The sequence below is a fragment of the Vibrio sp. V43_P6S15P86 genome (assembly GCF_009904725.1).
In the GTDB taxonomy this organism is placed as follows: Bacteria; Pseudomonadota; Gammaproteobacteria; order Enterobacterales; family Vibrionaceae; genus Vibrio; species Vibrio diabolicus.
On the sequence record NZ_WXWT01000182.1, the window covers coordinates 1 to 3,236 of the forward strand.

Sequence of the window (3,236 nt, forward strand, 5' to 3'; positions counted from 1 at the left end):
GCATAAGTCAGTAGAATGGGACATCATTCCTGAATCGAAAAAAATCACCTTTAAAAAAGGTGAAAACATTGTTGTAGTTCAATTATAAATACGATCTATCACGAGATAATCGCAACTTCTTAATGAATTTTTCACCTTCTTACCTAGAGAAAATTGGTTGGAATGGTATAACAGCAGAGTGATACCCAATTATAAAATCGTATGCATTGCCAATCAGTTTTTACTCATATTAAAGATGAAGACTCAGCGATAGAAACGCTTAGGTCCGAACTGACACAACAGAACTTGTCTTACGTGATGTGCTACTACACGGAAGAGTACGACTTCGAGTTAATTCGAGAAGCGTTTCTTGAGCATTTTCCCGGTGTGCCTTTTCATGGAGCTAGTTCATGCCAAGCAGTAATGACAGACCAGGGGTTTCATACGGGCCCAGTGATTGCGGTGCTCGCAATTTATGATTCAGGCCCTCATGCTTATGGCACTGGTATTTCTAACTACGACTCAGGTGACAGTGTAACTAGAGCCTTAGATATGGCTCTTGAGAACGCTAACCGCGTAGGAGAAGTGCCAAACTTAATACTGCTTCATGCAACTCCAGGGCAAGAGGAATCAATCATTGCATCTATAGATGAAAGGTTTGGTACGCTGATCCCAATTATTGGTGGTTCGGCCGCTGATAATCATATCGCGGGAAAATGGTCTGTTATTACCGCCCAAGGATCTCAAACTGCAGGTTTAAGTCTGACATTATTTTACTCCTCACAGCCTGTTGATATTGCTTTTAGTGCTGGGCACACTCCAACCAATATCAAAGGGGTTGCAACCAAAACTAACGATAGGTGCTTACTAGAAATTGATGACGAACCAGCCCTCAATGTTTATAGAAAGTGGACAAACCATCAAGATAACCAAGTAGGCAAAAACAACCTGCTATTTACAAACTCGAGCGCTTATCCACTAGGGCGTGTCGCTGGCCACCTCTATGAGCGTCCATATTACAAATTGTCCCATCCAATTCGTGAGACGCGAGATGGAGGAATTGAGCTATTTACACGAATAGAAGAGGGTGATGAACTCACTTTAATGAAAGGAAGCAGAGAACACCTCGTTGCACGCGCTGCTAAAGTTGTAAATGCAGCCTTTAATCAAAAATTAGAAGAATCTCGAAAAATTGGGGTGATAAACATCTTTTGCGCAGGTCCTATGTTGCACTTAATGCAAGACATGAATAGCGTTTGTGAACAAATTAACCAAGAACTAGAACAGTTACCTTTTATTTGCCCTTTTACTTTTGGTGAGCAAGGTAGATTTATTGGTGGTGAGAATGGACATGGAAACCTGATGATTTCATCAGCGATATTCCATAAACCTTATGAAAGATAAATACTTAGACATATACCAACAGGAAGCGCTGCAAGAAGCGTTAGTCGAACTAAAACAGGCTAGGCAAAGAGAACGACTGCTCGCCGATGAGAATAAAGCTATTCTTTCAGCGATATCCGCGATGAGTGAAGCAAAAAACCGGCACGAGATATTTACGGGATTAAATAATGTCCTTAAGAAGTACATCAACTTTGATGATTTTATCGTTCTAACTCGTGATGATGAGAGGTACCCCTTCAAAACGTTGATATCGACAAATAGTGTATTTGATAACATATCTTGGTTACACGGTAACGCATCTGAGAGGGCGCTGAATGGCGAATGTATTCTGCTGTTCGAACCAGATAGGCTTGCGGAGTTTATTAACCTGAACAGCTTTATAAAAAGCCATGTAAACTCGGTAGTCCTAACGGGCATACGTTCAGAAGTAACACAAACGGTCATCTTACTTATTGGTGCTAAGAAAGGGCACTTTAGCATAGAAAATAAGGAAACCTTAAGACGCTTTCGGCCTTTAATTGAGAGGGCTGTCATCGACATTGAGACCAAAGAGAAGTTACAACGTATTGTTGAAGTGCGAACAACTCAGCTTGCTAAAGCAAGAGAAGAAGCAGAGCTTGCAAATCGCTCAAAGTCAGAATTCTTAGCGATGATGAGTCATGAAATTAGAACCCCTCTAAATTCCGTCCTTGGAATGCTCGATATTCTGAAACAATCCACCTTATCAGAAGAGCAAATCGATGCCCTGAGCCAAATGGAATGCTCAGCGGAGTTGCTTCTCGCGATTATCAGCGACATCCTTGACCTCTCAAAAATTGAATCAGGTCGCTTTCAACTCAATGAGCAGTGGGTTAATTTAAGAGACACTGTCACTTTTGTTATTTCTCAACAAAAACAAATAGCTAAGAAGAAGAGCCTTCAATTTAAACTCAATTGCATGGTAACTACCGACAAACAGTTTTGGATTGACTCTACGCGATTATCTCAAATCCTGTTTAATCTTATTGGGAATGCAATAAAGTTTACTGATGAAGGAGAAGTAAAAGTTTCAGTATCTGAGCAAGACTCCGAGCTTGTAATTTCAATATCAGACACCGGAATTGGTATATCTAAAGCCAAGCAAGAACACCTATTTACGGCATTTCATCAAGGTGATCGTTCCATCACGAGACGCTTTGGTGGTACAGGACTAGGGCTAGCAATAACCAAGCATTTAGTTGAAATGATGCGCGGCAAGATTATCGTTAAAAGTGACGAGCATGTCGGCTCAACATTTACTATTAAGATTCCCGTTTTAACTCGGTGCAATCAAAATCGTCCAGTTAAAATAGAAAACAACCAACCAATAAAAGCGATGGATCTTCTCGTAGTCGAAGATACCGAGTCGAATCAGTTTGTAATAAAGCTTATTTTAAATAAGCTTGGTCATAATGTTCATATCGCAAGTCATGGAGCAGAAGCATTAACGTTCTTAGAGGAAAATGAGGATTTAATCGACCTGATTCTTATAGATGTCTCGATGCCAGTGATGGATGGGATTACAGCAACAAGGCTTCTCCAAGATAAAGGCTTCAAGACTCCAAACATCGCATTAACCGCTCATGCGCTAGAAAGTGATAGAGATAAATGCCTTGACGCAGGTATGGATGGATTCATTTCCAAACCAGTTCGAAGACAAGATATCTTTGAAGCTATACAGCCATTTCTGTAAGTAGAAAATGCATTAATATAGATCTTAACAATCGATAGATTATTAAGATCTATATTAAGTATTTTATGGTAAATAGCCATTATGTTTAATGGCTATGATAGAGACCTTAAATTTCAAATCCACAGGGGAATAGGAGTAGGAG

At 40.0% G+C, this 3,236-nt stretch carries 2 protein-coding genes; both read left to right on the forward strand.

Translation table 11 applies throughout. The annotated features are described in order from the left end of the window. Positions 1-201: 201 nt before the first annotated feature. Complete coding sequence (locus CAG69_RS07960; RefSeq protein ID WP_161443592.1) at positions 202-1,383, forward strand: FIST signal transduction protein; 1,182 nt, start codon at positions 202-204, stop codon at positions 1,381-1,383. Next, on the forward strand, positions 1,373-3,094 hold the full coding sequence (locus CAG69_RS07965; RefSeq protein ID WP_161443594.1) for an ATP-binding protein: 1,722 nt from the start codon (positions 1,373-1,375) through the stop codon (positions 3,092-3,094). The genes CAG69_RS07960 and CAG69_RS07965 overlap by 11 nt, the downstream gene beginning before the upstream one ends. The last annotated feature ends 142 nt before the right edge of the window (positions 3,095-3,236 follow it).

Excerpts from the sequence above, each read along its gene's own strand:
- CAG69_RS07965 (WP_161443594.1), top strand. The coding sequence starts at position 1,373 with ATGAAAGATAAATACTTAGACATATACCAACAGGAAGCGCTGCAAGAA.
- CAG69_RS07960 (WP_161443592.1), top strand. The coding sequence starts at position 202 with ATGCATTGCCAATCAGTTTTTACTCATATTAAAGATGAAGACTCAGCG.